This window comes from Pseudomonas sp. AC255, from assembly GCF_979258175.1.
In genome coordinates this window covers 1653058-1675283 of record NZ_OZ409841.1, presented here as the reverse complement: position 1 = coordinate 1675283, position 22226 = coordinate 1653058, and the positions used below count along the sequence as shown (strand labels likewise).

Here is a 22226-nt window from a genome sequence, read left to right as displayed (position 1 = left end):
CGCCATGAAAAAACTTTTTACTGTCACCGCCCTGCTCGCCGGTCTCGCCTTCAACTTCGCGGCCCAGGCCGAAGAACTCAGCGTGATGACCTCCGGTGGCTTCACCGCCGCCTACAAGATCCTCGGGCCGAAATTCGCCGCCGCAACGGGCAACACGCTCACCACCAGCCTCGGCCCGTCGATGGGCAAGGCGCCGGAAGCGATTCCCAATCGTCTGGCACGCGGCGAGCACGCCGATGTGGTGATCATGGTCGGTTACGCCCTCGATGAGCTGATCAAACAAGGCAAGGTCGACCCGGCCTCCCGCGTTGAACTGGCAGATTCGCGGATCGGCATGGTGGTGCGTGAAGGCGCGGCGAAACCGGACATCAGCAGCGTCGATGGCCTGAAGAAAACCCTGCTTGATGCGCAGTCGGTGGCCTACTCCGACAGCGCCAGCGGCGTGTACATCGAGCAGCAGCTGTTCAAGAAACTCGGCATCGAAGACCAGCTGAAACCGAAGGCGAAAATGATTGCCAGGATCCCGGTCGGTTCGGTGGTTGCCACTGGCGACTATCAGTTGGGCTTCCAGCAGGTCAGCGAATTGCTGCCGGTGCCGGGCGTAAGCTTCGTCGCGAAGATTCCGGAATCGGTGCAGTCGGTGACGCGTTTCGCCGCTGGGATTCCGGTCAAGGCGGAGCATCCGGAAGAGGCCAAGGCCCTGCTCGCCTACCTCGCTGCACCGGCCGCTCAGGCTGACGTACAGGCCACCGGGCTGGATTCGGTCAAGCGTTGATCGTTGGCGGCTGGACGCGCATCTCCACGACCAGCCGCTCCAGCTCCAGTGCCGCCGGGGTCAACGTGCGATCCCGGCGCTTGATGATGCCGACACTGCGCATCACCTGCGGCTCAATCAGCGGCACCCGCGTCAGGATCGGATGATCCGGGCCGGGCATCGCCATCAATGGCACCGCTGCCACGCCCAGACCCGCCTCTACCAGACCGATCATCGTTGTCACATGCCGCGTCTCGCAGATGCTCTGACGATGCGGCACCACCCCGCCCAAGGCCTGATCGAGCAGAAAGCGATTACCCGAGGTCTTGTCCAGCGCGATGTAATCCTGCTGATAGAACTCGTCCCAACTGACGCTGCTGCGCCCGGCCAGCGGATGATCGCGACGACAGGCGACAACGTAGCACTCCTGCACAAGCGGTTCGAACTCGACTTTGGCATCCTGCGTGCCGAGAAAACTCAAACCGAAATCCGCCTCGCCATTGACCACCGCACTCAACACATCGTGAGCGCTGGAATCGAGGACTTTGACCTTGATCCGCGGAAACTGCTGGTGATAGCGCGCGACCACGCGGGGCATGAAGTAGTAGGCCGCCGAGGGCACGCAGGCGACGGTGACATGGCCCAGACGGGTCGAGGCGACTTCGCTGATGCCGAGCAAGGCAATGTCGAGATCATCCAGCAAGCGCTCGACGCTGGGCATGAAACCGCGCCCGGCCTGGGTCAGGCTGACCTTGCGCGTGGTGCGCTCGAACAGTTTCACGCCGAGGGCGTCTTCGAGCTTTTCGATGCGCCGACTCAGCGCCGGTTGCGACAGGCGCACGGTGTCGGCAGCCTTGCGAAAACTGCCCTGCTCGACCACCGCGCGAAAGGCTTGCAGGTCGTTTAGGTCGAAGTTGATGGCCATGGCGTTTCCGGAAATTGATGCGCAGGGGTTATAAATGTAACCAGTTGATGCAAATTATTACAGAGCACATGAAGATCCCTTGTAGGAGCTGCCGCAGGCTGCGATCTTTTGATCTTGATTCTCTGCAGGCAAAAGCAAGATCAAAAGATCGCAGCCTCGTTGCACTCGACAGCTCCTACAAGGGTTGTTGGTGGATCTGAAATCGGGTCAACCCTTATCCTTGTCGCCCCCGCCGTAGCCGTAGTCAGGAGTCGTTCCATGCCCCATGAAGGCAATCTGTTGCAAGCCGCTGTCGTGTTTCTGTTCGCGGCCGTGCTCACCGTGCCTTTGGCCAAACGTCTGCAACTGGGCGCGGTGCTCGGTTATCTGTTTGCCGGGGTGATCATCGGCCCGTCGGTGCTCGGCCTGATCGGCAACCCGCAAAGCGTTGCGCATATCTCCGAGCTGGGCGTGGTGTTGCTGCTGTTCATCATCGGCCTGGAGCTTTCGCCTCGCCGCTTGTGGGTGATGCGTAAATCCGTGTTCGGCGTCGGTCTGGCGCAGGTGCTGTTGACCGCATCGGTGATCGGCGTGCTGGCGCTGTCGGTGTTCGGCCAGCCGCTGAACAGCGCCATTGTGCTGGGCCTCGGTCTGGCGCTCTCCTCCACGGCCTTTGGCTTGCAAAGCCTTGCCGAACGCAAGGAACTGACCAGTCCCCACGGGCGGCTGGCGTTTGCGATTCTGCTGTTCCAGGACATCGCCGCGATTCCATTGATCGCCCTGGTGCCGATGCTCGCCGGCGTCGATCACCACACCAGCACCGCCGACGATATTCGTCACAGCTTGCAGGTGCTCGGCGGCATTGCCGTGGTGGTTATCGGCGGGCGTTATCTGCTGCGTCCGGTGTTCCGCGTAGTGGCAAAAACCGGGCTGCCGGAAGTGTCCACCGCCACCGCGTTGCTTGTGGTGATCGGCACAGCGTGGCTGATGGATCTGGTCGGTGTGTCGATGGCGCTGGGTGCGTTTCTCGCTGGTCTGCTGCTGGCGGATTCGGAATACCGGCATGAGCTGGAAGCGCAGATCGAACCGTTCAAGGGCCTGCTGCTCGGACTGTTTTTCATCAGCGTCGGCATGGGCGCCAATCTCAGCCTGTTGTTGAGCGCGCCGATCACCGTGTTGGGCCTGACCCTGCTGCTGATCGGTCTGAAGTTGCCGCTGCTGTTCGTGGTTGGGCGCCTGGCAGGAGGATTGAACAAAATCAGCGCAATTCGCCTCGGCATCGTCCTCGCTGCCGGCGGTGAGTTTGCGTTCGTGGTGTTCAAGATCGGTCGCGATCAGGGCCTGTTCGAGCCGCGTCTGTACGACCTGCTGGTGCTGACCATCACCCTGTCAATGGCGCTGACGCCGTTGTTGCTGTTGATCTGCGCGCGTCTGGTCAGCCCGAAAGTGCAGCCGGTGGAAGTGCCGGAGAAATTCCGCGAAATCGACACCGAAGCACCGCGCGTGGTGATTGCCGGCATGGGCCGGATGGGCCAGATCGTGGCGCGGATTCTGCGCGCGCAGAACATCAAGTTCGTCGCGCTGGACACCTCGGTGGAAACCATCGAACTGTCACGCAGCTTCGGCGGCGTACCGGTGTTCTACGGCGACCCGATGCGCCCGGAAATCCTTCACGCGGCGAAGGTTGGCGAAGCGGAGTATTTCGTGATTGCCACGGACGATCCGGAGACCAACATCAAGACTGCCGAAGTGGTACACAAGCTCTATCCGCACATGAAAATCATCGCCCGCGCGCGTAACCGTCAGCACGTGCATCGCCTGGTGGATGTCGGCGCGGAAGCGATTCGTGAGACCTATTATTCGAGTCTGGAAATGAGCCGGCGCACGCTGGTCGGCCTCGGTCTGACCCAAGCCCAGGCCGATGCGCGGATCAAGCGTTTCAAGCATCACGACGAACAGGTGCTGGAGGCGCAACACGCCGTCTACGACGATGCCGCCAAAGTCCTGCAGACCGCCCAGGAAGCCCGGGCGGAACTGGCCAAACTGTTTGAATCGGATCAGCTCGAAGAGGAAGCGCGCAAGTCCTGATCGTGCCTTGCGCAGATCCAACTGTGGGAGCGAGCCTGCTCGCGAAAGCGTCGTGTCAGTCACCCAATACTTCACTGACAGATTGCATTCGCGAGCAGGCTCGCTCCCACAGGGATTGGGTCAAGCCCGTTCCAGCGCGGGGGCGGGCTCGACCGGCGCGACTGCAAACCGATCCGCCAGAAACGGCGTGATATCCAGCGGCAGCGGTTCGTCATTCACCAGTTTATCCAGCAACACCCCGGTAATCGCCGAGGTCAGAATGCCGGTGCGGAAGTGCCCGCAAGCATTCAGATAACCCTCGACCCCACGCATCGGGCCGAGGATCGGCAACTCATCCGGCGAGCCCGGGCGCAATCCCGCCCAGGTGCGCTTGAGGTTGACGTCCGCCAGCTCCGGCAGACAGCGCACCGCGCCCTGCACCAGCCCGGCGATTTCCGGGTAGGTGGTGGTGACGTCGAAGCCTTTGTCTTCGGTGGTGCTGCCGATAAGGATTTCGCCGTTGTCCTTTTGCGCCACGTAGCAATCGCTGGTGGTCAGGCAGCCGTTGAGGATTTTCGGCATGCGTTCGGTCAGCAGAATCTGCCCTTTCACCGGTTTCACCGGAATGCGAATCCCCGTGGCCCACTCACTCAGATCCGCCGCCCAGGCGCCGGCGGCGTTGATCAGCGTCTTGCAGTGGAACACCCCCGCCTCCGCCGTCTGCACTCCGGTCACGCGAGTGCCGTGATGCAGCACGCCGGTGACGTTGGTATTGACGAAGAGGTCGACGCCGTTCTGCCGCGCGCCTTCCATATAGGCATCAGCGAGGCGGAACGGGCTGACCTGATGATCGCAGAGAAACTCCAGCGCCCCGCGCGCCTCATGGCTGACGCTCGGTTCCGCCGCGCGCAACGCCGCCTGATCGAGCCAGCGCACCTGATCGGCCAGATGCGGAATGCAGCCGACGATGTGCTCGGCGTAGAGCCGGTCTTCATCGTCATAGATCACGAATTTCAGCCCGGTCTTCTCGAACTTGCAATCCATGCCGTGATTGTCTTTCAGCTCGCGGTGCAGCGCCGGGTACAGCGCGTTGGACTGCAAGGCAAAATCGAAAAACGACGCCGGCAAGATATGCGGCGTACTGGCGTCCACCGCCACCGCTGCGCCCTGGGTTTCGCGCTTGCGGTTGGCCGACATCATGCGAAAGAAAATCACCCCGCAGCCGAGGCCGACCGACTCGCCGATCGCCCACAAACCGCCAGCCGAAGCGCGGGTCGCGTTGCCGGGGCGCTTGGCGTCGATCAGCGCAACTTTCAGATTTTTGCGCTTGGACAATTGGTAGGCGCAGGAGGCGCCGATCACTCCGCCACCGGCAATGACCACGTCGTAGAACTTACTCATGGCAAGCGCCCTCCTTGCCGAGGGACTGGAACGCGGAAAACGGCACCGGATCAATCGGGAAGCGCGGGCGCAACCAGCCGACATCCTGACGTCCGGTGGCCTGGCGCAGGCGATCGCTGCAATAACCGACGCACATCCGCCCCTGGCAATCGCCCATGCTCACGCGGGTGCGCATTTTCAGGCTGGCGATGTCTTGCACACCCTGCTCCAGCGCCAGATCGATGTCGGCGCGGGTCGCATGTTCGCAGCGGCAGATCACCGTGTCGGCTGCGGGCAAAGCGATCTGACCAACGCCGCGCTCGGTGTAGCGATCCACCGCCGCACGAAAGCGCACGATGGCTCTGAGCTTGCTCGCGTAACGATCGCGGCGCACCCGGGCCAGCTCGGCGTCGAGCACACCGCGTTGCAGCAGGATCGAAGTGGCGGCGATCTTGCCCGCCAGCATCGCCGCTTCACCGCCGCGGATCCCGCCCATGTCGCCGGCCAGATGCACATGCGCCACGCTGCTTTGCTGCCAGACATTGGCGTGCGCACGCAGGTAGCCATCGTCGCTGAAGCCGTGATCAAGGCCCATCTGCTGGCTCAATTGCGTGCGCGGAATAAAACCGTAACCGACCGCCAGCGTCTGCGCTTCGAAACGCTCGACCCGCGACAGATCTGCCTCCCACGTCGGCGAATACGGCGCGACGCTAACGCTTTTCAGCTCGCCGTCGCCATGGGCTTCAACCACGCCCCAACCATACTTCATCGGGATGCCGTGCAACTTGAGGTAAGCGAGCATGCTCAAGCCGTCGAGGAACAGCTGCGGCTTGTTCAGCAGCGCCAGACTCTCGCGGGCGATCTTGCCGAACGCACACGCCTCGTAGACGCCAGCGACGCGCACGCCAGAGGCATGCAACTGGGTCGCAACCAGCGGCAGCAACGGCCCGGTGCCGGCGATGATCACCGGCCCTTGCGGCTTGACCACGCCACTCTTGATCTGCAATTGAAGACCACCGAGCAGAATCACTCCCGGCAACGTCCAGCCGGGAAACGGCACGCTGCGTTCGTGACATCCAGCGGCCAACAGCAGTTGCGGATAAGCGATCTCGTGCAGTTGCTCATCACCGTCGAGCACCACCACTGCGCGGGTGCCTTCGGCGCCGACCACCCGATGGATGAGGCGCAAGTCAATCAGCCCCGATTGCTGCTGAAATTCGCCGTGCAGTTTGTCCAGTGCTTCGGAATAACGCGGGCCGAGATAATCCAGTTGCACACCATCACGCAGCGGCCCGCGATAGACCACGCCGCCGAGGCGCGAAGCCTCTTCGAGCAAGGTGCAGCGCACGCCGTGGCGCGCCAGTTCGATGGCCGCCGCCATTCCCGCCGGCCCGCCGCCGACAATCAACGGTTGCAGGCTCATACAACCTCCTGCCCGACGACGCGGTTGACTTGGGTTTCAATCAGCATGCCGTCGCGCACCACGGTCTGGCAGGCGCGGCGCTTGTGCCGACCGTTGATTTTCACCAGGCAGCACTGGCACACGCCCATGCCGCAATAGGCGCCGCTGATTTGATCGTGATCGTTGCGTGCGATCTGGCGCACGCCGAGGGACTGGATGACGCTGAGGACGGTTTCGCCGATGGCGGCGCTGACCGCTTGGCCATTGATGTGCACGGTCATGTCCGCCTGCACCAAGGGCTGGATATCGAAGGTTCTTTCTAGGCAGTTCATTACGGTGTTCGTCCGTGAAGATTCAGTTGAGGTTGTGTCAGCTCCTTGCCGCACTACGCCTCGTCGACGCTTTTTATTGCTGTGTTTTCAACGTCGACGCGGATACTTCGTCAGCGCAACAAGGTGCGCGACAAGCACTGTAGCTCATACCTCAGCAAAGGCCTGGATCATTTACGGTAGGCGATATCGCCAGACGAAATATTGATCCAGGCCAGTGAAAATGGCACAGCGAGAAGCGGCCGATCCGCCTCCGGCGCGGACTCTTGCCTTGTTGGCTGGCAGGAAGCAAAAAGCGCCTTCACCGAGGTGTAAGCGGCCAAAGCAGACATTCAGCTTTGCGCTCTGTCAAACCAGAAAGCGTATGACCCACCCACCGGTCACCAGCCCCCAACCGTATTCGAGCGCCTGATAACCGCACGCAATGATTCGTCCATCGTCCATCAAGCTCATGCTCTTGTAATAACACTGCTTTCCTTCAACTCCGAAAATGGCAAAGCCTACATTATTGAATGCCTTGTCCAGAGATCCATCAGCCAGAAAACGCGCAGCCACGTACAAATCGCTACCGTTGATGTATGCGCCGCTGCCATGCCCGCCTACTACAATCGACCCGTCGGTCTGGACTACGCAATTTTTCCAATGAATGCCCGACTTCAGCAAAGGCGAATACAAAGGTTTCCCTTGGTTAAAGACCAGGTTATAGCTGCCATTGGCGTTCAAAACGACCAGTGCACCTTGCAGTGCGCCCTGCGGGGCGGCAGCGCCGGCGACGACGATGAGCCCATCGCTTTCTCTTACCGATACCGCGTTGAATTCCTCATAGCGAGTTTTCAACTTGAAAACCTCACCGCCATTGAACGTGGTATCGATACGCCCGAATGCATCGAAACGCACCAGATAACCGCCTTGAAGGCCCGGCGTCTGGTCATGGTATCGACCGCAGACAAGGATCTTGCCGTCTGACTGAACGGCAACACCCAACGCATGATTGGAACTGTTGTCGAAGTCGATCAGGGCGAATCCGTGATCGTTGAACGTCTTGTCGCTACTCCCGTCCGCGTTCAGTCGCAGCACGATGCCACGCGACTTTTCGGACTCATCGTTATAGACGTGGAAGATCACGACCAACTTGCCGTCGGATTGCTCAACCATGGACATGCCGGAGCCCGCAGCCGCACCCGAAGAAAAGGCTCTTTGCACATGTCGCAAGGCTGGCTTCGCGTTGCCGGGTTCATATGGCTCAGGTTTGTCCATTTGATCGAAACGAAGGTAACGAACACCTTTCTCACCGAAAGACTGATCTTGCTGCCCGTCAGGGAGACAACGTACCAGCGCAATACCTTCTACATAGCCTTCCTGCTCATAGGTGCCCTGCAACAACCAGGCACCATCGTTCAGCGCGCTGAGCGTCAGAACATGCGCCATGGTTGCGTTTTCCAAAGCGATCTCTACAACACCCTCCTTCCCGAAGTCAGTGTCCAGCGCTCCGTCCTCATGGAAACGTGCAACGGTTGCCGGTCCATAAATTACCGATGGATAAAATCCGACAAGGGTCTTTTTTCCAGACACTGCCAATACAGCTGCTGCGTCAAATCCAGGCAATCCGTTCACTGGAAAGCTCAAGAGCCCCGCATCAGCAAAAGCCGGATCAAACGTTCCTGCGTTTTCAAATTTCAATCGCGTATTCACGTCCAGTCCCTCGAGGCAAATCCGAACAAACGTTGTGTTCATTCCTGCCCCGATTCCAGCACTTTAGGCCCGCGACGCCACCTGTCAAAAATACTAGTCGTGATTACCTTGCGAGCCATATTCATGACCCTGTGAGCCATAAATGAAAAAGCCGCTTTCACCCGAAGATGAAAGCGGCAGAGGCATCCTGCCTCAGAGGGATCAGTGTACGAACAGGGCGATCAGGATGATGATCGGGATCGGTACGCCGAGGAAAAACAGCAGTAATGAGCGCATGGTGACTCTCCTTTTTAACGGACCGGAGTGGTAGTGGTGTAGGTGTCGACTTCAACGTACTCGACTGCATCGCGACGACGACCGCCGAAGGTGGCTGCCAGGCTGGCGAAGAACGCACCGGCCAGCAGCGCGACGAACATCCACAGCGAGGTGTAGGCAGCGACTTTGGCGGCGGTATCGGCCGCTTGCTGAGCTTTCAGTTTGGCGTCAGCGATGGCTTTCTGGGTGTTGGCGTAGATTTCGTCGACACGACGTTCAGCATCGGCCTGGCTCAGGTTGGTACGTTGCGATACCAGTTGTGCAAGGTAGGTGCGATCTTCGGCGCTGAGCTGACCGTTGGCCAGGCTTTGCGTGAAGATGCGGGTCACAGTGCCGCGTGCAGCGTCATCGCTGACGGCAGCAGGACGATCATCGCGGAACAGGCTGTCGACGAAGTAGCCGTACTGATCGCTGTCAGTATTGGCCGCGGCAGAGCCGGCGGCCTGGCTCATCGCACCGGCAGCACCGCCGACGACGTTGGCACCCGCCTGCACACCGCCACTGACGACGCTGCTGACCGAACCGACCACCAGCACAGCGGTCACCAAAGTAGCGACGCACCAAGCGAGGAAACCATGGGCGGTGTCGCGGAAGTAGACTTCGTCACCGTGCATGTTGGCCCACTTAACGCGCAGACGGCCGGCAATGTAGCCGCCCATGCCGGAAGCGATGATCTGCGTCACCGCCAGCCAGACGATCGTTGAAATGCCCAGGCCCTTGGCGCTGACGCCTTCTCCGGCCCACGGTGATACAGCCGAAAAGCCCAGGCCAAACCCGAGCAGCACCAGAATCATCGACAGCGCGGCGGCAGCCGCAGCACCGGCGAAGATCGCGCCCCAGGACACGCCTGACACGCTGCTCGACTCTTCCAAGGCAGGATAATAGCCATCAGGGGATCTATTCATTGTTGTAGTGCTCCAGGCATGAAAAATGGTGTTACAAGTCGTCGTGTGAGGAATTGCAGTGACCGTGCCAGTCAAGCACTTTTAATAACTCCTTTTCTTTCAATGAGTTACAAAACTTGAACTTCCTCGGACCGTGCAACTTGCAATAAAGCGCATACGATTGCGGGTTTTCTGCATTAACCAAAGCGTGGCAAATCCGATCAGTTCTGATTCAACAGGCGATGAAGATGAAAGTTAATTTAAAGCGTCACGGCAAATTCTTGGCAAAATGCTGCCATTCCGTTTGAACCGATCAGCAGGCCTGCCTATGACTCGTATCTTGACCATCGAAGACGACGCCGTGACCGCGCGGGAAATCGTTGCCGAACTGAGCAGCCACGGGCTGGACGTCGACTGGGTCGACAATGGCCGCGAAGGCCTCGACCGCGCCGTGAGCGGCAACTACGACCTGATTACCCTCGACCGCATGTTGCCCGAGCTTGATGGTCTGGCCATCGTCACCACCCTGCGCACCATGGGCGTGGCGACGCCGATTCTGATGATCAGCGCCCTCTCCGACGTCGATGAGCGCGTGCGCGGCTTGCGCGCGGGTGGCGATGACTACCTGACCAAGCCGTTCGCCACCGATGAAATGGCCGCGCGGGTTGAAGTGTTGCTGCGCCGGCAGAACAGCGTCGCCACCCAGGCCACAACGCTGAAAGTCGCCGACCTCGAACTCGACCTGATCAGCCACGAAGCCCGCCGCGCCGAGCAGGTGCTGACGCTGTTGCCCACCGAATACAAACTGCTCGAGTTTCTGATGCGCAACAGCGGCCAGATTCTCTCGCGGATGATGATTTTCGAAGAGGTCTGGGGTTATCACTTCGACCCGGGCACCAACCTCATCGACGTGCACATCGGCCGTCTGCGCAAGAAGATCGACGCAGCCGGCAACGTTCCGCTGATCCGCACGGTACGGGGCTCGGGCTATGTCATTGCCGAACCCGTCTGACGGCTGGCGCTCCTCCAGCAGCCGCTTGCTGGCACTGTACAGTTCGCTGTTCGTGGCGTGGAGCGCGATCCTCATGGGGGTCATGTATTACGAGGTGTCCGGCTACCTCGACAAACTGGCCAAACATTCGTTGATGCAACGTCAGCACCTGTTCTCGCATTTTCGCGGCGAGCAACTCGAAGACGCCCTCGCGGCCAGCATGACCTTCGATATTCGCGGTATCGACGCCTATGGTCTGTTCAGCGCTGACGGTGTTTACCTGGGCGGCGCACTCCAGCAAATTCCCGAAGGACTGCCGCTGGATGGCAAGATCCATATGCTCGCCGAGTGCGCCGATTCCGATGACCCGACCCTGCCGAGCGACAGCTGCGATGCCGTGGCCACGCAAACCCGTGACGGGCGCTGGCTGGTGCTGCTGCGTGACAATGGCTCGCTGTTCGCGGTGACGCGGATCATTTTGCACGCGCTGTTCTGGGGTGTGTCGTTGACGATTATTCCCGGGGTCGCCGGTTGGCATCTGCTGCGGCGTCGACCGTTGCAGCGCATCCGCGCGATTCAGAACAGCGCCCAAGCCATCGTCGCCGGTGACCTGACGCACCGCTTGCCGCTGTCCAATCGCCGCGATGAACTGGACATGCTCGCCGCCATCGTCAACGCCATGCTCGAGCGCATCGAGCGCTTGATGAACGAGGTCAAGGGCGTCTGCGACAACATCGCCCACGATTTGCGCACGCCGCTGACCCGCCTGCGCGCGCAGTTGTATCGCATGCAGCAACAGGCCGGCGAAGGTTCGCAAGAAGCGGCGCAACTGGACTTGGTACTGGCTGAAGCGGATACGCTGATGGCGCGCTTTCGCGGTTTGTTGCGGATTTCCGAGCTGGAGGATCGCCAGCGCCGTTCAGGTTTCGTCGAACTTGATCCGGTGCGTTTGCTGGAGGAGTTGCACGAGTTCTATCTGCCGCTGGCCGAGGAAGGCGATCTGCGTTTCCAGTTGAACATGCCGGAGACGCTGCCGCCGCTCAACGGCGACCGCGCGCTGCTGTTCGAAGCGTTGGCGAACCTGCTGAGCAACTCGATCAAATTCACCCCGCCCGGCGGCACGGTGATGTTGCGTGGGGTCAATGCCGGTGGGGAGACGCGGATCGAGGTGCACGATTCAGGGCCGGGGATTCCCGAGGCGGAACGTGAGGCGGTGTTCCAGCGGTTTTATCGCACCGAGGGTGGCCAGCCGCAGAGTGGCTTTGGTCTGGGGCTGTCGATTGTCGCGGCGATTGTCAGCTTGCACGGCTTCAGTCTTGAAGTCGGCAGCAGTGATCTGGGTGGGGCGAAACTGGTGCTGGATTGTCGGCAGAGTTTGATCAGTCAGGCCTGACGTCTCGCGCCGATCGTTCCCACGCAGAGCGTGGGAACGATCTGCGTCTCAGGTCGGGTAATTCGCCCGCAAGGCTTCGAGCCCGCCCTGGTAGATGCCGTTGAACAGCGCCACCACTTCTTCATCGCTCACGCCGACCGCATTGAAGCGCCCCGACCACGTCACCCGCGCCCCCTGCCCCTGGGCTTCAACCTTGATCGTCGCCAGGTAATCGCTGGCCGGAAACGGTGCCTGTTCGATCGAATAGCTGTACGTTCGGGCAGCGTTGTCGAAAGTCTGCAGACGTTCGACCACTACGCCGCCGTCAGCGGTGTGCAGGGTGCGCACTCGCCCGCCTTCGCTCAGTTCACTGTTGGTGATCAACGGCAGCCAGTCCGGCAGCGTGTTGAAGCCGCCGATCAACTGCCAGACCTGATCGGCCGAGGCCGGGATGTCGATGGTTGCAGATGCAGTTGGCATAAAACCTCTCTTTTGGAAAATTCAGATCGTCAGGCTGTCGACCACACCGCCATCGACGCGCAAGGCTGCGCCCGTGGTGGCCGAGGACAGTGGTGAAGCAATGTACGTGACCAGATGCGCCACTTCCGAAACATCCGCCACGCGCTGGATGATCGAAGTCGGACGGGCCTTGCGTACAAAGGCGTCGGCTTCGTCGCGCAGCTCGCGCCCCGATTCGGCGGCCGCGTCTCTGAGCATGTCTTGCAGGCCGTCGGTGAAGGTCGGTCCCGGCAGGATTGCATTGACCGTGACACCGGTACCAGCCAGACGTTTGGCCAGGCCGTGGGACACCGCCAGGTTGGCGCTTTTGGTCACGCCGTAATTGAGCATGTCCGCCGGCGTCGCCACGCCGGATTCCGATGACAGAAAGATCACCCGGCCCCAGCCCTGCTCAACCATCGCCGGCACATAATGCCGCGCCAGGCGCACGCCGGAAATCACGTTGACCTCGTAGAAGCGCGTCCACTCACTGTCGGGAGTCTCGAAGAAATCGACGTCGTTGAAGATGCCGAGGTTGTTCACCAGAATGTCCGCGCGCGGTTCGGCGGCGAACAGCTTTTCCGCGCCCTCGGCCGTGCCCAGATCAGCGGTCAGACCGCGCAACTGCGCGCTGGGCACCGCTTGGCGTATGCTCGCCAGCGCCTGCTCGACCTTAGCCGTGTCGCGACCGATGACCACCACCGTCGCCCCGGCTTCGGCCAGCGACTGGCTGATGCCCAGACCGATGCCGCCGGTACTGCCGCTGACGATGGCCAGTTTTCCACTCAGATCGATCTTCATGCGTTTACCTCATTAGCAAGGAGTTCCACCGCGCTCGACTTTGGCGACGATTTCACAAGCATGGATCAGCGTAGTTGCGATATTGCCGGCATGGTTGAGCTGCCGACCGGTGACGGGGATGTTGTTTGATCGACGATCCCCTGTGTCTGGCAGACCGTAGCCCCTCACCCTAGCCCTCTCCCGGGGGAGAAGGAACCGATCGAGTTGTGCTGAGTTTGCCCTCGACCTGAAAGACCATAGCGATTATGGATTCAGAGAAGACTTTTCACGTCGGCGTATTACCTGAATATCCCCCGGTCAGTCCCCTCTCCTTCCGGGAGAGGGCTAGGGTGAGGGGCATTTCGGAACAGATCATATTTCCGTCAGACGAAGCAGACCATCGGCGCCGACGCTGACGCCGATCGCATCGTAACTGGCCAACGTCGCATGCGCCGTTTCGATCGGGTGCTGGTGCGTGGTGGTGATGATCATCAGTGCAGCGCCCGCCGCTTCCGCAGCCTGAATGCCAACCGTGGCGTCTTCAAAAATGAGGCAATCCGCTGGCTCGACACCGAGCTTTTTTGCCGCCAGCAGATACCCCGCAGGATCAGGTTTGCCAGCCTTTACATCTTCCGCCGTGATCATGACCGCCGGCTCGGGGATACCCGCCGCCGCCATCCGCCGCAACGCCAGATCGCGAGGCGCAGACGTCACCATTGCCCAGCGATCTTTCGGCAGAGCATTGAGAAATGCCGCCGCCGCAGGGATCTCGACAATGCCTTCAACGTCATTGATTTCCGCTGCGGTGATGAACGCCGCTTGTTCCTCGGCATCCACGCCCGGTAGATTCAGCCGGGTGATGGTGTCGATCGCCCGTGCGCCATGGATGGTCGGCAAAAACGTCTCGACCTCCACGCCATGGCGCACCGCCCACGCTGACCAGATGCGCTCGGCGGCGGCGATGGAATTGAGGACGGTGCCGTCCATGTCGAACAGGAACGCGCCGAATGCGCGATCAAAAACCGATGCTTGTGCAGACAAAAGAACAAATCCTCTGACAGTTGGCCGGACAGCCTGGCCCGGCAATGTAGCACTTGTCAGTGCAACTGCGGGGCCTTGGATTTGAACGCACTTTCCACACAGTCGAGCAATTGACCGATCGCCCACGGCTTCTTGATGAACGCCACCGAATGCTTGACCCCGGAGGTCTCCGGCGTTTCATAGCCGGACATGACCATCACCGGTTTTTCCGGCCAGCGATCGCCGACCAGATTCGCCAGGTCGGCGCCGTTAAGCGTGCCGGGCATGGTGATGTCGGTCAGCAATAGCGCGACGTTCGCCGCGTGTTCTTCCAGATACAGTGAGGCGGCGTCGGCGCTGGTTTGCGGTTCGACCTTGAACCCTTCCTCCTGAAGAATTTCGCAAAGAAACTCCAGAATCAACGGATCGTCCTCGACAACCAGAATCAACCCGCCAGGAAGGTGCGCGCTCGACGTAGGTGTAGGGCACATGAACAGCACTCCCCCGAATTACATTTTTGATAAGCGGTTTTGAATCCGCTGCTTATCTGGTATGAGCAGCGCGCCCTGTAGAAATTCATTTTTGATACAGAGGATTTCGCCAAGGTGTTGTTTTTCGAAGCGCGGCGCCCATCGAATCCCCTCATTTGTGGTTAAAATGCCGGCCCTTTGACTGTCCGATCCTGATCCATGAACCCTGAAGCCCTCGCTACCCTCCACGCTCATTTGCTGCCCGCACTGGCAACGGCGCCCAGCGAAACCCGCCGTTTGTTTCACGGGCGCGGACGCTGCTGGCCGGGGCTGGAGCAACTGACCGTGGACTGGTTGCAGGGCGTGGTGCTGGTGTCGCTGTTCAAGGAACCGGCGCCTGAGCAGCTGCAAGATCTGCGGGATTGGCTATTGCACCTCGCCGCCTCGGCCGAGTGGCAGCAGTCCGGCGCGCACAGTTTGCTGATCCAGCACCGTTACCTGCCGCAAAGCACGGCCGAATGGCTGATCGGTGAGGAAATCGAAGAAATGACCATCGTCGAGGGCGGCTTGCAGTACCGCGTCGACCTGGGACGCAAGCAGAACACCGGACTGTTTCTCGACATGCGTTACGGCCGCAACTGGGTGCGCGAACAGGCAGCGGGCAAGCGGGTGTTGAACCTGTTCGCCTACACCTGCGGCTTTTCCGTGGCGGCAATCGAGGGCGGCGCCAGCCATGTGGTCAACCTCGACATGTCCCGCGCCGCGCTGAGCCGAGGTCGCGACAATCACCGTTTGAACGGCCACGACCTGAGCAAGGTCAGCTTTCTCGGCCACGACCTGTTCAAATCCTGGGGCAAAGTGATCAACAGCGGCCCGTACGATCTGGTGATCATCGACCCGCCGTCGTTTCAGAAAGGCAGCTTTTTGCTGACCAAGGACTATCAACGCGTATTGCGCCGCTTGCCGGAACTGTTGACTGCGCAAGGCACAGTGCTGGCGTGCATGAACGATCCGTCGTTCGGTTCCGACTTTCTCATTGATGGCGTGACCCAGGAAGCGCCGAGCCTGCGCTTCGATCATCGGCTGGACAACCCGCCGGAGTTTCCCGATATCGATCCAGAGAGCGGCCTGAAAGCCCTGGTCTTCCAGCGCAGCCACTAACACAGCGTAAGTTCACCTGTGGGAGCGAGCCTGCTCGCGAAAGCGCAGTGTCAGATAACAATTTTGTTGACTGATACACCGCTTTCGCGAGCAGGCTCACTCCCACACAAATTCTGCGTTGGTCACAAAGACGTCGGCCGCAGCACCAGCGCAAACAACTCACCATGCCCGGTGACGTTGAGCTTGTGATAGAGATTGCGTCGATGCACCTTCACGGTCTCCGGTGAAATCCCCATCTGCTGGGCCATCGCCTTGCTGGAAAAGCCCTGCAGGATCAGGCGCGCCGTGTCGATCTCGCGCGCGGTCAGCCGGGCATCGAAACGGTCCAGCAGCGTCGCCAGATCACCTACCACCGCGTCAGCCACCGGCCCTTGCGGCGGCAGCAACTGCATGTGGCGATGCATCGCCGCCAATACCCAATCACGAATGCACAACAGTCGGCCCTGCTCGGCCATGCCAAACGCGGTCGAGCGGCCCAGTGACAAGCCGAGTACCGCGCCTTCGACGTTGATCAGAAACTGCAATTCATCCTCGCCCACCACGGCACGAAAGTAGCTCTGGTAATACTCGCTGTGCAGAAACTGATCCGGCGCAACAGAGGCCAGGCTGTGCAGGCCGTCGCTGATCCCGCTGACGGCGGCTTGATAGAACGGATCGAGCAGGTACATGCCGGCGGTATAACCGGCCAGCTCCTGCTGGTCGTCCACGCCCCCTTGCTGTCGAAGTCGATCAGCAAACGCGGCGGCTGGCCGGGCTGCATCAGGGCGACGAGGGCATTGTCCAGCGGCACCAGCAGGCGCAGAGTGTCTACCAGCGCCCGCCAGAAACCCTCCTGCCCGAGGTGGGAAAATACCCGCGCCAGACTCTGATGCACCGGCAATTCCTGCAACAACGCGTCCACGCACTACCCCTTTCGAGTAACCCATGATGGGAATGGGGCTGGTGTGACCGGCCCGTTAGCCTGACCACTCCAGTTCCTCACCGGCCTGCGACAGGCCAGGAGTGCCGCATCATGCGTCGTCACCGTGGATCTATCAACCCGGGCCTGCTGGCCTGTTTTTGTCTCTCCTCGGTCGCCATGGCGGCAGACGTACCGAGCGTGCATGTCTACAACTGGTACGACTACATCGGGCCGAACACGCTGCACGATTTCCAGCGCGACAGCGGCATCCGGCCGGTGTACGACACCTTCGACAGCGCCGAAGTGCTCGAAGGCAAACTGATGACCAGCCGCAGCGGCTACGACGTTGTCGTGGCGAGCAACTTCAGCCTGCCGACCCTGATCAAGGCCGGCGCCCTCGCCCCCTTGCCTCGCGATCAACTGCCAGGCTGGCAGAATCTCGACCCCGAGCTGTTGAAAAAACTCGCGGTCAACGATCCGGGTAATCAGTACGCCGTGCCTTACCTGTGGGGCACCAACGGCATCGGCTACAACGTCGACAAAGTCCGCGCCGTGTTGGGTGACAAAGCGCCGGTGGACTCCTGGGAGTTGCTGTTCAACGAAGCCAATCTGGCCAAACTGGCCGAGTGCGGCGTGGCGATGCTCGATTCGCCGTCGGAAATGCTGCCGGTCGCCCTGCATTACCTGGGCTTGCCGCCCAACAGTACCGATCCCGAGGACTACAAAAAAGCCGAAGCACTGCTGCTCAGGCTGCGCCCGCACATCGCCTACTTCAACTCTTCGAAGTTCATCAGCGATCTGTCCAACGGCAATATCTGCGTGGCGGTTGGCTGGTCCGGGGCGATGCTCGAAGCCAAGACCAACGCCGAGCAGGCCAATAATGGCGTAAAGATCGCCTACAGCCTGCCAAAGGAAGGCGCGCCGGTGTGGTTCGACACTCTGGTATTGCTCAAGGACGCGCCCAATCGCGCCCAGGGCCTGGCGTTTATCGATTACCTGCTGCGGCCGGAGGTGATCGCGCCGGTCAGTGATCACCTGTCGTACCCGAATGGCAATCGCGCCGCGACAACGCTGGTGGCAGCAGCAACTCGCGACAACCCGGCGGTCTACCCGTCCCCTGCCGCCATGGCCACCCTCTACACCCTCGAACCCTTGCCCAAAGCCGCCGAACGCGTGCGTACGCGGGTGTGGAGCAAGGTCAAGAACGGCCAGTAGTCCGCGCGAGAAATCTGCCTGCCTAATCCGAGCGGTAAGCCGCCCGACCTTTTGAATCAAGAGACTGAACCTTATGAATCCGCGTGCCCGTGATCTCGATATCCTGATTGGCCAGATGCAACCCGGCCCGCTCAATGCCATCACCGATGTGCCGGGCGTGCGCGTCGGTCACAGCAATGTACGCGGTCGCAGCAGCAGCGGCCGTGACATCTGCACCGGCGTCACGCTGATCGAGCCGCGCCCCGGCTCGACCAGCCAGCAACCGTGCTTTGCCGGCGTGCATGTACTCAATGGCAACGGTGATGCGACCGGCCTGGAATGGATTCGCGAGGCCGGTCTGCTGACCAGTCCGATTGCCTTTACCAACACCCACAGCCTGGGTGTGGTGCGGGATGCGCTGATTGTGCTGGACCGTGAGCAACAGCCGGATGATGGGCGGCTTTACTGGAATATGCCGGTGGTGCTGGAAACCTTCGATGGACTGCTCAATGACATCAACGGCTTTCACGTTAAGCCCGAGCATGTCGCCGAGGCACTGAACGGCGCCGTGGATGGGCCGGTAGTCGAAGGTGCGGTGGGTGGTGGCAGCGGCATGATCTGCCATGAATTCAAGGGCGGTATCGGCACCGCATCGCGCCGTTTGAGTGCTGCCCAGGGTGGCTGGACCGTTGGCGCGATCGTGCAGGCCAACCACGGCATTCGCAGTGAACTACGCGTCGATGGTTACCCGGTCGGGCGCTATATGGAACAGAAGGATTCACCGTTCCTGCGGGCAGCGCTGCCGCACCCGGGCATGGGCTCGATCGTCGTTTGCCTGGCGACTGATGCGCCGCTGCTGCCCCATCAATGCACGCGCCTGGCACAGCGTGCCAGCCTGGGCCTGGCGCGTACCGGCGGCGGTAACGAAGACCACAGCGGCGACATCTTCATTGCCTTCGCCACCGGCAATGATCACGTCCCGCCCGCCGCTTATGAGGCTAAACGCGCAGCCACCTGCGACGGCTTGCGCATGGTCAACAACGACCACATCAGCGAGCTGTTTCTGGCCGCGACCGAAGCCGTTGAAGAAGCGATCATCAATGCCCTGCTCGCCAGCGACAGCAGCGAGGGCAACGGCCATTCGGTGCCGGGCCTGGATGCGCAGACGCTTCTGGCGGCGCTGAAAAAATCCGGTTGGCCGGGATCGCGTCCGGCATGAACCGGCATTGTGCAGGGACGACTGGCGGTACTTGAGTCGTCCATTGCACGCTCCCAGGATGAAGCTACGCGGTGCCTGGATTGATCCGGCGCTGCGTAGGCGTGGGTGTACTGACTCCCAATCAAGCCCAAGTTCTGCTTCACACGCCTCTTGAGCCTCACGGGCTCTACTTCCTCCCCATCAAAGAGCTTGGAGGCTCTTTTTTTGTCTGCGTATTTCAGTTCTCGGCGAGACCTTCGGCGCGAATCGACCGCCATGCCGCCTGCGCAAGCACTTCGCGATAAGCCATCGGACTGCCCTTAACTCGCCCTGCCAGCCAGGCCCGGCAGTAACTGTCCGCCTGGCCGATGATCAGCGATGGCAGCAACTCCGCAGGCAAATCCTTAAGCTCAGCGGCGCGACCCGATTCGGCCAACCACTGGCCCAAGCGCAGGTTGCGCGTCTTGTTGCGCTCGGCCAGCTCTTCCTTGAACGGGCCTTTGGTCACTGCGAATCGTGCGTGGTACTGAAAACGCGCCCACTGCGGCTGCTGCTCGACCCAGTCGACATAGCTGAAGACCAGCGCCTGCACGCCTTCTTCAGTGGTATTGGCCGCGTCCAGATACGCATCACGCAGACACGCCTGATCCTCCAGCGCGGTGAAAAACAGCGCCGCGACCAGCCCTTCCTTGTTGCCGAAATGGTGGTAGATCGCGCCAACGCTGGTGTCGCACTCGGCACGGATCATTTCGATGGTGGTGGCTTCGATCCCCTGTTCATTGAACAGGCTCAGGGCCTTGCGAAAGATATCGCGTTTGAGTTCGGCGCGGCGGCCGGGGTAGCTGCGTTCCAGTAGATCGGCGGTGTCCATGCTGCTCGGGTCCAAAAACGGAGGTTGATAAAGGCGTCACGTGCCCGTGAACAAATCGCGCCTAGGTTGACAGATTTGCCGCGAACAGAATACCGTTCCGTTACAGAACATTATTCTGTAACGGAACATCATTCTGCAAACCACCCAGTGAGGCTTCCATGAGTCAATCTCTCAGCATGTTCAACAGCGTCGGCGCGGATGCATTCAGCAAAATGGCCTGTCAGTTCGCCCCGTACTTCAGCACCATCAATCCGCTGATCAGCGAATTGCGCCCGAACGCCGCCACCGTACAAGTGCCGTTTCGCAAGGAAATTACCAATCACCTTGGCACGGTGCATGCGATCGCCCTGTGCAACGCGGCGGAACTGGCCGGCGGAATGATGACCGACGTCTCGATCCCGTCCGGCGCGCGCTGGATTCCAAAGGGCATGACCGTGGAATACCTGGCCAAGGCGAAAACCGACGTCACCGCCGTGGCCAGCGCCGAAGGTGTGGATTGGCAAAGCGATGGCGACAAGGTGGTCAACGTCGACATTCACGATACCGAGGGCAAAAAAGTCTTCACCGCGCGCATCACCATGAACGTCAAGATCGGTTGAGATTGCAGGCACAAAAAAGCCCTCGTTGCGCAATGCGCAGCAAGGGCTTTTTATTGGCCGGGTCAGTGCAGAGTCAGGCGCTGACGGACAAATTCTTCTACGTGGCGGCTGGTCTGATCCAGATGACGATCGCGTTGTTTCTCCGCATCGAGCATCGCGCGCTTGCCGTTCTTCTGCAGCAGATAGGTGTGAATCTGCTGCACTTCCAGCGAGCGATAGATCGGCGTGGTGTCGATGAACCCGCGCAGGCCGTTGCTGCGGTAATGCCGCGTGCTCATCAGCACCTGCGTTTCGCGCTGGCCGATCACTTCGAAACCCAGCGCCTCGAAATACGGCACCTTGCCAATGCTGCAGGCCAGTTCCGCATGCGGATAGCGCCCGACCATGTCCGCGAGCATCGCCCGCGCCACACCCTGACGCCGATGACCTTCACGCACCGCCATGTACGCGACGCTGCACGCCTCCCAATCGCCCTGCACCGGCAGACAGATGAGAAATCCGATGACTTGCTCTGGATCCTCATCGTCAGTGGCCACCAGCAATTCCACCTCGGTGCCCTTCTGGCCGTTCAACGCCTCGAGGTACAGATGCACCTCATAACCCACCGCGTACTGATAAACGTTGTACAGCAGATTGCTCGGGCCGAGGCCGACCGCACTGATGTCGGTCAGGTAGTCGACGACCATTTGCAGGATCTGGCTGTTGACGCTTTCCGGGCATGGGGAGGTGTAGTGGGTGATGCGTGGCATGGGCAAACTCCGGCGATAAAAAACGTTGCCGATGATCAGAGCCGTCGACGAACCGCGACATCATACCGCGCCGAATCTATCGAACCGTCACTGTTGTGGCGCCACCACCCTGAATTTGATGTTGATGTCCCTCGACACCACGCTGTCAGCCCACTCGCCTGCGCCGAGGCCGAACTCCTCACGGTTGAGCACCAGCTCGCCATCGAAAATGCCAATGGCGTTGTCCGGTTTCAGCTCTACCGGCACCTCGACATCGCGAGTGATGCCTTTGAGCGTGAGCTGACCGGCGACCTGGTAACGATGCTCGGCCACCTGGGTGAAACGACGGGACTCGAATACCGCGAGCGGGAATTTTTCAGTATCGAACCAGGCGGGTTTCACCAGCTCGGTATTGGCGTCTTCGCTGCCGGCGTCAATGCTGCTCAGGTCGATATGCAAGGTGGTGCGGGCGTTGGCAAGGTTTTCGGTATCTAAATCCAGAGCCGCCTCGAACTTGCCAAAGGTGCCGTACATTCGCGAGCCCATCTGGTTGTAGGTGAAACTGATCTGGCTGGCGCTGGTGTTGACCCGGTTATATTCAGCCGCCTGCGCACAGGCCATGACAAAGGATGTAAACGCGGCAACCAGCAGCAATCGCGACGTCATGGAATTCTCCGGGCGGCGTGTGTCGTCGAGGGCCTTGGTTGACTTAAGCA

22 protein-coding genes and 1 pseudogene are annotated in these 22226 nt (G+C 60.6%); 8 read left to right on the top strand and 15 right to left on the bottom strand.

Going from position 1 to position 22226, the window contains the following annotated elements; all coding sequences use genetic code 11:
- Positions 1-4: 4 nt before the first annotated feature.
- Entirely contained in the window at positions 5-775 is a 771-nt protein-coding gene (locus tag ACZZ0K_RS07775) for a substrate-binding domain-containing protein (protein WP_122612173.1), read from the top strand.
- Here the strand turns inward: ACZZ0K_RS07775 and ACZZ0K_RS07770 are convergent.
- Complete coding sequence (locus ACZZ0K_RS07770; RefSeq protein ID WP_463559036.1) at positions 765-1679, bottom strand: LysR family transcriptional regulator; 915 nt, start codon at positions 1677-1679, stop codon at positions 765-767. The two genes, ACZZ0K_RS07775 and ACZZ0K_RS07770, sit on opposite strands and share 11 nt — an antisense overlap.
- A gap of 258 nt (positions 1680-1937) precedes the next feature.
- Between ACZZ0K_RS07770 and ACZZ0K_RS07765 the strand changes: the two genes are divergently transcribed.
- The gene (locus tag ACZZ0K_RS07765) at positions 1938-3746 is read left to right on the top strand and encodes a monovalent cation:proton antiporter-2 (CPA2) family protein (protein WP_024013370.1); all 1809 of its coding nucleotides are present in this window, start codon (positions 1938-1940) and stop codon (positions 3744-3746) included.
- Positions 3747-3866: 120 nt separating this feature from the next.
- Here the strand turns inward: ACZZ0K_RS07765 and hcnC are convergent, their stop codons facing one another.
- The 6 genes from hcnC to ACZZ0K_RS07735 form a co-directional block, all read right to left on the bottom strand.
- Positions 3867-5126: a cyanide-forming glycine dehydrogenase subunit HcnC gene (hcnC, locus tag ACZZ0K_RS07760; RefSeq protein ID WP_258706890.1), complete on the bottom strand. Its 1260-nt coding sequence runs from the start codon at positions 5124-5126 to the stop codon at positions 3867-3869.
- On the bottom strand, positions 5119-6528 hold the full coding sequence (gene hcnB, locus ACZZ0K_RS07755; RefSeq protein ID WP_258706891.1) for a cyanide-forming glycine dehydrogenase subunit HcnB: 1410 nt from the start codon (positions 6526-6528) through the stop codon (positions 5119-5121). The genes hcnC and hcnB overlap by 8 nt, the downstream gene beginning before the upstream one ends.
- Positions 6525-6839, bottom strand: a complete 315-nt coding sequence (locus ACZZ0K_RS07750; RefSeq protein ID WP_056789002.1) for a (2Fe-2S)-binding protein — start codon at positions 6837-6839, stop codon at positions 6525-6527. The genes hcnB and ACZZ0K_RS07750 overlap by 4 nt, the downstream gene beginning before the upstream one ends.
- A 167-nt stretch (positions 6840-7006) precedes the next feature.
- Complete coding sequence (locus ACZZ0K_RS07745) at positions 7007-7168, bottom strand: hypothetical protein (RefSeq protein ID WP_258706892.1); 162 nt, start codon at positions 7166-7168, stop codon at positions 7007-7009.
- A 16-nt stretch (positions 7169-7184) separates the two neighbouring features.
- Complete coding sequence (locus ACZZ0K_RS07740; protein WP_463559035.1) at positions 7185-8528, bottom strand: NHL repeat-containing protein; 1344 nt, start codon at positions 8526-8528, stop codon at positions 7185-7187.
- Positions 8529-8818: 290 nt separating this feature from the next.
- Positions 8819-9748, bottom strand: coding sequence for a hypothetical protein (locus tag ACZZ0K_RS07735; protein WP_056788998.1), 930 nt, complete (start codon positions 9746-9748; stop codon positions 8819-8821).
- Between the two features lie 307 nt (positions 9749-10055).
- On the opposite strand from ACZZ0K_RS07735, the gene ACZZ0K_RS07730 reads away from it, so the two are divergent.
- Together ACZZ0K_RS07730 and ACZZ0K_RS07725 are read left to right on the top strand one after the other, a co-directional pair.
- Positions 10056-10739, top strand: coding sequence for a response regulator transcription factor (locus ACZZ0K_RS07730; protein ID WP_056788996.1), 684 nt, complete (start codon positions 10056-10058; stop codon positions 10737-10739).
- Positions 10717-12111, top strand: coding sequence for a sensor histidine kinase (locus tag ACZZ0K_RS07725; RefSeq protein WP_150634970.1), 1395 nt, complete (start codon positions 10717-10719; stop codon positions 12109-12111). Before ACZZ0K_RS07730 ends, ACZZ0K_RS07725 begins: the two co-directional genes overlap by 23 nt.
- A gap of 48 nt (positions 12112-12159) precedes the next feature.
- Here ACZZ0K_RS07725 and ACZZ0K_RS07720 read toward each other — a convergent pair whose 3' ends face one another.
- The 4 genes from ACZZ0K_RS07720 to ACZZ0K_RS07705 form a co-directional block, all read right to left on the bottom strand.
- Positions 12160-12570 carry an SRPBCC family protein gene (locus ACZZ0K_RS07720; RefSeq protein WP_150741115.1) on the bottom strand — a complete coding sequence of 137 codons (411 nt, stop codon included), beginning with the start codon at positions 12568-12570 and terminating at the stop codon, positions 12160-12162.
- A 21-nt stretch (positions 12571-12591) separates the two neighbouring features.
- On the bottom strand, positions 12592-13389 hold the full coding sequence (locus ACZZ0K_RS07715; protein ID WP_095182032.1) for an SDR family NAD(P)-dependent oxidoreductase: 798 nt from the start codon (positions 13387-13389) through the stop codon (positions 12592-12594).
- Between the two features lie 351 nt (positions 13390-13740).
- Complete coding sequence (locus tag ACZZ0K_RS07710; RefSeq protein WP_258706895.1) at positions 13741-14409, bottom strand: HAD-IA family hydrolase; 669 nt, start codon at positions 14407-14409, stop codon at positions 13741-13743.
- A 56-nt stretch (positions 14410-14465) separates the two neighbouring features.
- Complete coding sequence (locus tag ACZZ0K_RS07705) at positions 14466-14879, bottom strand: response regulator (protein ID WP_056788985.1); 414 nt, start codon at positions 14877-14879, stop codon at positions 14466-14468.
- Between the two features lie 198 nt (positions 14880-15077).
- Here ACZZ0K_RS07705 and ACZZ0K_RS07700 point away from each other — a divergent pair, with 198 nt between their 5' ends.
- Complete coding sequence (locus ACZZ0K_RS07700; RefSeq protein WP_258706896.1) at positions 15078-16019, top strand: class I SAM-dependent methyltransferase; 942 nt, start codon at positions 15078-15080, stop codon at positions 16017-16019.
- A 122-nt stretch (positions 16020-16141) separates the two neighbouring features.
- Here the strand turns inward: ACZZ0K_RS07700 and ACZZ0K_RS07695 are convergent.
- Positions 16142-16920 (bottom strand): annotated as a pseudogene (locus ACZZ0K_RS07695) (helix-turn-helix transcriptional regulator).
- 111 nt (positions 16921-17031) lie between these two features.
- Here ACZZ0K_RS07695 and ACZZ0K_RS07690 point away from each other — a divergent pair.
- The gene (locus tag ACZZ0K_RS07690; protein WP_258706898.1) at positions 17032-18135 is read left to right on the top strand and encodes a polyamine ABC transporter substrate-binding protein; all 1104 of its coding nucleotides are present in this window, start codon (positions 17032-17034) and stop codon (positions 18133-18135) included.
- A 73-nt stretch (positions 18136-18208) separates the two neighbouring features.
- Entirely contained in the window at positions 18209-19333 is a 1125-nt protein-coding gene (locus tag ACZZ0K_RS07685; protein ID WP_258706899.1) for a DmpA family aminopeptidase, read from the top strand.
- A 217-nt stretch (positions 19334-19550) separates the two neighbouring features.
- Here the strand turns inward: ACZZ0K_RS07685 and ACZZ0K_RS07680 are convergent, their stop codons facing one another.
- The gene (locus ACZZ0K_RS07680) at positions 19551-20183 is read right to left on the bottom strand and encodes a TetR/AcrR family transcriptional regulator (protein WP_258706900.1); all 633 of its coding nucleotides are present in this window, start codon (positions 20181-20183) and stop codon (positions 19551-19553) included.
- A gap of 158 nt (positions 20184-20341) precedes the next feature.
- Here ACZZ0K_RS07680 and ACZZ0K_RS07675 point away from each other — a divergent pair, with 158 nt between their 5' ends.
- The gene (locus tag ACZZ0K_RS07675) at positions 20342-20782 is read left to right on the top strand and encodes a hotdog fold domain-containing protein (protein WP_258706901.1); all 441 of its coding nucleotides are present in this window, start codon (positions 20342-20344) and stop codon (positions 20780-20782) included.
- Positions 20783-20844: 62 nt separating this feature from the next.
- Here ACZZ0K_RS07675 and ACZZ0K_RS07670 read toward each other — a convergent pair whose 3' ends face one another.
- Positions 20845-21531, bottom strand: a complete 687-nt coding sequence (locus tag ACZZ0K_RS07670) for a GNAT family N-acetyltransferase (RefSeq protein WP_110600861.1) — start codon at positions 21529-21531, stop codon at positions 20845-20847.
- Between the two features lie 87 nt (positions 21532-21618).
- The gene (locus ACZZ0K_RS07665; RefSeq protein ID WP_236168589.1) at positions 21619-22176 is read right to left on the bottom strand and encodes a YceI family protein; all 558 of its coding nucleotides are present in this window, start codon (positions 22174-22176) and stop codon (positions 21619-21621) included.
- Between the last annotated feature and the right edge of the window lie 50 nt (positions 22177-22226).

Bases quoted from the DNA above. Each gene is read 5' to 3' on its own strand.
- ACZZ0K_RS07750 (WP_056789002.1), bottom strand. From the start codon at position 6,839: ATGAACTGCCTAGAAAGAACCTTCGATATCCAGCCCTTGGTGCAGGCG.
- hcnB (WP_258706891.1), bottom strand. From the start codon at position 6,528: ATGAGCCTGCAACCGTTGATTGTCGGCGGCGGGCCGGCGGGAATGGCG.
- ACZZ0K_RS07745 (WP_258706892.1), bottom strand. From the start codon at position 7,168: ATGTCTGCTTTGGCCGCTTACACCTCGGTGAAGGCGCTTTTTGCTTCC.
- ACZZ0K_RS07665 (WP_236168589.1), bottom strand. From the start codon at position 22,176: ATGACGTCGCGATTGCTGCTGGTTGCCGCGTTTACATCCTTTGTCATG.
- ACZZ0K_RS07670 (WP_110600861.1), bottom strand. From the start codon at position 21,531: ATGCCACGCATCACCCACTACACCTCCCCATGCCCGGAAAGCGTCAAC.
- ACZZ0K_RS07675 (WP_258706901.1), top strand. From the start codon at position 20,342: ATGAGTCAATCTCTCAGCATGTTCAACAGCGTCGGCGCGGATGCATTC.
- ACZZ0K_RS07770 (WP_463559036.1), bottom strand. From the start codon at position 1,679: ATGGCCATCAACTTCGACCTAAACGACCTGCAAGCCTTTCGCGCGGTG.
- ACZZ0K_RS07680 (WP_258706900.1), bottom strand. From the start codon at position 20,183: ATGGACACCGCCGATCTACTGGAACGCAGCTACCCCGGCCGCCGCGCC.
- ACZZ0K_RS07735 (WP_056788998.1), bottom strand. From the start codon at position 9,748: ATGAATAGATCCCCTGATGGCTATTATCCTGCCTTGGAAGAGTCGAGC.
- ACZZ0K_RS07715 (WP_095182032.1), bottom strand. From the start codon at position 13,389: ATGAAGATCGATCTGAGTGGAAAACTGGCCATCGTCAGCGGCAGTACC.
- ACZZ0K_RS07720 (WP_150741115.1), bottom strand. From the start codon at position 12,570: ATGCCAACTGCATCTGCAACCATCGACATCCCGGCCTCGGCCGATCAG.
- ACZZ0K_RS07775 (WP_122612173.1), top strand. From the start codon at position 5: ATGAAAAAACTTTTTACTGTCACCGCCCTGCTCGCCGGTCTCGCCTTC.
- ACZZ0K_RS07705 (WP_056788985.1), bottom strand. From the start codon at position 14,879: ATGTGCCCTACACCTACGTCGAGCGCGCACCTTCCTGGCGGGTTGATT.
- ACZZ0K_RS07730 (WP_056788996.1), top strand. From the start codon at position 10,056: ATGACTCGTATCTTGACCATCGAAGACGACGCCGTGACCGCGCGGGAA.
- ACZZ0K_RS07725 (WP_150634970.1), top strand. From the start codon at position 10,717: ATGTCATTGCCGAACCCGTCTGACGGCTGGCGCTCCTCCAGCAGCCGC.
- ACZZ0K_RS07700 (WP_258706896.1), top strand. From the start codon at position 15,078: ATGAACCCTGAAGCCCTCGCTACCCTCCACGCTCATTTGCTGCCCGCA.
- ACZZ0K_RS07765 (WP_024013370.1), top strand. From the start codon at position 1,938: ATGCCCCATGAAGGCAATCTGTTGCAAGCCGCTGTCGTGTTTCTGTTC.
- ACZZ0K_RS07690 (WP_258706898.1), top strand. From the start codon at position 17,032: ATGCGTCGTCACCGTGGATCTATCAACCCGGGCCTGCTGGCCTGTTTT.
- hcnC (WP_258706890.1), bottom strand. From the start codon at position 5,126: ATGAGTAAGTTCTACGACGTGGTCATTGCCGGTGGCGGAGTGATCGGC.
- ACZZ0K_RS07685 (WP_258706899.1), top strand. From the start codon at position 18,209: ATGAATCCGCGTGCCCGTGATCTCGATATCCTGATTGGCCAGATGCAA.